The sequence below is a fragment of the uncultured Aquincola sp. genome (assembly GCF_964001545.1).
In the GTDB taxonomy this organism is placed as follows: domain Bacteria; phylum Pseudomonadota; class Gammaproteobacteria; order Burkholderiales; family Burkholderiaceae_C; genus Aquincola.
The window spans coordinates 1-4,827 of the sequence record NZ_CAXFDV010000388.1 but is presented as its reverse complement, the minus strand read 5'-3'; the positions used below and the strand labels follow the sequence as shown (position 1 = coordinate 4,827).

The following is a 4,827-nucleotide window of genomic DNA, read 5'->3' as shown; positions in this document are numbered from 1 at the left end:
TTCCGCGATCGCCGACCTGCCCGCCTCCAAGATCCGCGAGGTGGCCAACGCCGGCCTCGGCCGCAGCGACGTGCTGCCCTTCTGGTTCGGCGAAAGCGACGAGGTCACGCCCGAGCCGGTGCGCGACGCCGCCGCCCAGGCGCTGGCGCGGGGCGAAACCTTCTATTCACACAACCTGGGCCTGCCCGAGCTGCGCGAGTCGCTGGCCGGCTATGTCAGCGGCCTGCACCGGCCGGTGGGGCTGGACCGCATCGCGGTCACGTCGTCGGGCGTCACCGCGCTGATGGTGGCCATGCAGATGCTGCTGGGCCCCGGCGACGAGGTGGTGGCGGTGGTGCCGGTGTGGCCCAACCTCACCGCCCAGCCTGCCATCCTGGGCGCCACCGTCACCCGCGTGCCGCTGCGGACGCAGCAGGGCGCCTGGGGCCTGGACCTGGACGAGCTGATGGCCGCGGTGACGCCCAGGACCCGCGTGCTGCTGGTCAATGCGCCCAACAACCCCACCGGCTGGACCCTGACCCGCGCCGAGCAGCAGGCGCTGCTGGACCACTGCCGCCGCACCGGCACCTGGATCGTGGCCGACGAGGTGTACGAGCGCGTGTGGTTCGGCGAAGGCCCGGCCGCGCCCAGCTTCCTCGACATCACCGAGCCGCAGGACCGCGTGGTGGTGGTGCACAGCTTTTCCAAGAGCTTTCTGATGACCGGCTGGCGCCTGGGCTGGCTGGTGCTGCCCGAAGGCTGCCTCGATGCCGTGGGCAAGCTGATCGAGTTCAACAGCTCCTGCGCGCCGGTGTTCGTGCAGCGCGGCGGCCAGGCGGCGCTGGCCATGGCCGACAGCTTCGTGCCAGAGCTGGTGGCCCGCTTCAAGACCTGCCGCGACACGCTGCTGCCCGGCCTGGCGGCCCTGCCGCGGGTGCAGGTGGCCACGCCGCTGGGCGGCCTCTACGGCTTTTTCCGGGTGGAGGGCGAGCCTGATTCGCTGGCGCTGGCCAAGCGCCTGGTGAGCGAGCACGGACTGGGCCTGGCGCCGGGCGCTGCCTTCGGCGACGAAGGCGAGGGCTGGCTGCGCTGGTGCTTCGCCTCGCGCGACCCTGCGCGGCTGACGGTGGGGCTGCAGCGGCTGGCCGCCGCGCTTGGCGTATAATCGCCGGTTCCCTGGCCTTGCCGGGGGCATCGCACGGCATGGGTCGGTTTCACCCGTGACCGCAAGTTGAACCCGAGACCGTCCTGCCGCAAGGTGTGCGCATGGCGTCTCGACACCGAGGAACTCACCATGGCAACCGCCGACATCAAGAAGGCTGACATCATCCAGGCGCATGCGCGCGGCGCGGCCGACACCGGCTCCCCCGAAGTGCAAGTGGCCCTGCTGACCAGCCGCATCAACGAGCTGACCCCCCACTTCAAGCTGCACGCCAAGGACCACCACGGCCGCCGCGGCCTGCTGAAGATGGTCAACCAGCGCAAGCGCCTGCTGGCCTACCTGAAGGACCGCGACGCCGACCGTTACACCGCGCTGATCCAGAAGCTGGGCCTGCGCAAGTAAGCACCGTATGCATGCCGAGAGCCTGTCTGGAACCTCCAGCACAGGCTCTTTGCATTTTGGAGCTGGTTCGTCCACGGCGCTGCTGTGTCATTCCATCGGGGCCCGCCGCCCCGGCCGCCTCGATGGAATGGCATTGCGCCTAGCGCGATGAATCCGCCCCGGGCCATGAGCGCCGCCCCCAAAGGCGCCTGACAACCGGAGAACAACATGAGCCTTTTCAACAAAGTCACCAAGACCTTCCAGTGGGGCCAGCACAGCGTCACGATGGAGACGGGCGAGATTGCCCGCCAGTCCAGCGGCGCCGTGGTCGTGGACGTGGAAGGCACCGTGATCCTGGCCACCGTCGTGGCCAAGAAGGACGCCAAGCCCGGCCAGGACTTCTTCCCGCTGACCGTCGACTACATCGAGAAGACCTACGCCGCCGGCAAGATCCCAGGCAGCTTCTTCAAGCGTGAAGGCCGCCCCAGCGAGCTGGAAACCCTGACCAGCCGCCTGATCGACCGCCCCATCCGCCCGCTGTTCCCGGAAGGGTTCATGAACGAGGTGCAGGTGGTCATCCATGTGCTGTCGCTCAACCCTGAAGTGGCGGCCGACATCCCCGCCATGATCGGCACCAGCGCTGCGCTGTCGGTCAGCGGCATCCCGTTCAACGGCCCGATCGGCGCCGCCCGCGTGGGCTACATCAACGGCGAGTACGTGCTCAACCCCAGCAAGAGCCAGCTGGCCAACAGCCAGATGGACCTGGTGGTGGCCGGCACGCAGGCCGCGGTGCTGATGGTGGAATCCGAAGCGCAGCAGCTGTCGGAAGAAGTGATGCTGGGCGCCGTGGTCTTCGGCCACGAGCAAGGCAGCATCGCCATCCAGGCCATCAACGAGCTGGTGCGTGACGCCGGCAAGCCCGAGTGGCAGTGGCAGGCCCCCGCCAAGGACGACGGCTTCATCGCCAAGGTCACCGGCCTGGCCGAAGGTCCGCTGCGCGAGGCCTACCAGATCCGCAGCAAGCAGGCCCGCACCCAGGCCACCCGCGACGCCTACGCCAACGTGGTGAGCGCGCTCAAGGCCGAAGGCGCCGACTTCGACCCGATCAAGGTCGAAGGCCTGCTGTTCGACATCGAAGCACGCATCGTCCGCGGCCAGATCCTGGCCGGCGAGCCGCGCATCGATGGCCGCGACACCCGCACCGTGCGCCCGATCGAGATCCGCACCGGCGTGCTGCCGCGCACGCACGGCTCGGCCCTGTTCACCCGTGGTGAAACGCAGGCGCTGGTCGTGGCCACGCTGGGCACTGACCGCGACGCGCAGCGCATCGACGCGCTGTCGGGCGAGTTCGAAGACCGCTTCATGCTGCACTACAACATGCCTCCGTTCGCCACCGGCGAAACCGGTCGCGTGGGCAGCCCGAAGCGCCGCGAAATCGGCCACGGCCGTCTGGCCAAGCGCGCCCTGGTGGCGGTGCTGCCGACCAAGGAAGAGTTCCCCTACGCCATCCGCGTGGTCAGCGAGATCACCGAGTCCAACGGTTCGTCGTCGATGGCCTCGGTGTGCGGCGGCGCGCTCAGCCTGCTGGACGCCGGCGTGCCCCTGAAGGCGCACGTGGCCGGCATCGCGATGGGCCTGATCAAGGAAGGCAACCGCTTCGCGGTGCTGACCGACATCCTGGGCGATGAGGACCACCTGGGCGACATGGACTTCAAGGTGGCCGGCACCACCGCGGGCATCACCGCGCTGCAGATGGACATCAAGATCCAGGGCATCACCAAGGAAATCATGCAGGTGGCGCTGGCGCAGGCCAAGGAAGCCCGCCTGCACATCCTGGGCGTGATGCAAGGTGCCGTGGGCGAGGCCAAGACCGAGGTCAGCCAGTTCGCGCCGCGCCTGTACACGATGAAGATCAACCCCGAGAAGATCCGTGACGTGATCGGCAAGGGCGGCGCCACCATCCGTGCGCTGACCGAAGAAACCGGCACCACGATCGACATCGGCGAAGACGGCACGATCACCATCGCCTCGGCCGACGCCGACAAGGCCGAATACGCCAAGAAGCGCATCGAGGAAATCACCGCCGAAGCCGAGATCGGCAAGGTCTACGAAGGCCCGGTCACCAAGATCCTGGACTTCGGCGCCCTGATCAACATCCTGCCCGGCAAGGACGGCCTGCTGCACATCAGCCAGATCGCGCACCAGCGCGTCGAGAAGGTCACCGACTTCCTGACCGAAGGCCAGATCGTCAAGGTCAAGGTGCTGGAGACCGACGAGAAGGGCCGCATCAAGCTGTCGCTGAAGGCGCTGCTGGACAAGCCGGAAGGCTACGTCGAGGAAGAGCGTCCGCGTCGTGAATACGGCGACCGCAGCGACCGCGGTGATCGTGGCGAACGCCGCGACCGTGGCGATCGTCCGCCGCGCCGCGAGCGTGAGCCGCGTGAGCAGCGCGACGACGCCCCGCAGGCCGCGCCGGCTGCTGACGCGCCGCAGGCCGCCCCGTACAACGGCGGCTTCGACAAGCCTTCGCAACCCGAGTAAGCGGCATCGCCGCGGCGGCCTTGGCCGCTGCGGCCTGGCGTGGAGCAATCGATGAACGCAATCGAGATCGCGGCGCCTGGCGGCCCGGAAGTCCTTCGCCTCGTGCAGCGGCCCGATCCGGTGCCGGCGGCCGGTGAACTGCTGATCGCCGTCAAGGCCTCCGGCATCAATCGGCCCGACGTGCTGCAGCGCAAGGGCGCCTATCCGCCGCCCCCCGGTGCTTCCGACCTGCCCGGGCTGGAAGTGGCGGGCGTGGTGCAGGGCGGCAGCGAGGCCGATCTGGCCGCTGCCGGCCTGAAGATCGGCGACCGCGTGTGCGCGCTGGTGGCCGGTGGCGGTTATGCCGAGCTGTGCGTGGCCCCGGCCGGCCAGTGCCTGCCCATCCCGGCGGGCCTGTCCGACGTCGAGGCCGCGGCGCTGCCCGAGACCTTCTTCACCGTGTGGCAGAACGTCTTCCACATCGCCAGGCTGAAGGCCGGCGAGACGCTGCTGGTGCAGGGCGGCTCCAGCGGCATCGGCACCACGGCCATCATGCTGGCCAAGGCCATCGGTGCCACGGTGATCGTCACCGCCGGCAGCGACGACAAGGTGGCGGCCTGCGTGAAGCTGGGCGCTGACCATGGCATCAACTACCGCACGCAGGACTTCGCGGCCGAGGTGCAGCGCATCACCGGCGGCAAGGGCGCGGACGTGGTGCTCGACATGGTGGCCGGCGACTACATCGGCCGCGAGATCGAGTGCCTGGCCACCGACGGCCGCCTGGC

Annotated in this window: 4 protein-coding genes; all 4 read left to right on the top strand. The window is 69.0% G+C overall.

Annotated features, from left to right (window positions below; genetic code table 11):
* Nucleotides 1-7 precede the first annotated feature (7 nt).
* Nucleotides 8-1,144: a pyridoxal phosphate-dependent aminotransferase gene (locus tag ABNT58_RS13445; RefSeq protein WP_348753978.1), complete on the top strand. Its 1,137-nt coding sequence runs from the start codon at nt 8-10 to the stop codon at nt 1,142-1,144.
* Between the two features lie 129 nt (nt 1,145-1,273).
* Nucleotides 1,274-1,543 carry a 30S ribosomal protein S15 gene (gene rpsO, locus ABNT58_RS13440; RefSeq protein WP_250194485.1) on the top strand — a complete coding sequence of 90 codons (270 nt, stop codon included), beginning with the start codon at nt 1,274-1,276 and terminating at the stop codon, nt 1,541-1,543.
* 207 nt (nt 1,544-1,750) lie between these two features.
* On the top strand, nt 1,751-4,063 hold the full coding sequence (gene pnp, locus ABNT58_RS13435) for a polyribonucleotide nucleotidyltransferase (RefSeq protein ID WP_348753977.1): 2,313 nt from the start codon (nt 1,751-1,753) through the stop codon (nt 4,061-4,063).
* Nucleotides 4,064-4,114: 51 nt separating this feature from the next.
* The coding region (locus ABNT58_RS13430; protein ID WP_348753976.1) for an NAD(P)H-quinone oxidoreductase at nt 4,115-4,827 on the top strand (713 nt) is incomplete at its 3' end.

Coding starts and splice junctions, on each gene's coding strand:
- rpsO (WP_250194485.1), top strand. CDS start 1,274: ATGGCAACCGCCGACATCAAGAAGGCTGACATCATCCAGGCGCATGCG.
- pnp (WP_348753977.1), top strand. CDS start 1,751: ATGAGCCTTTTCAACAAAGTCACCAAGACCTTCCAGTGGGGCCAGCAC.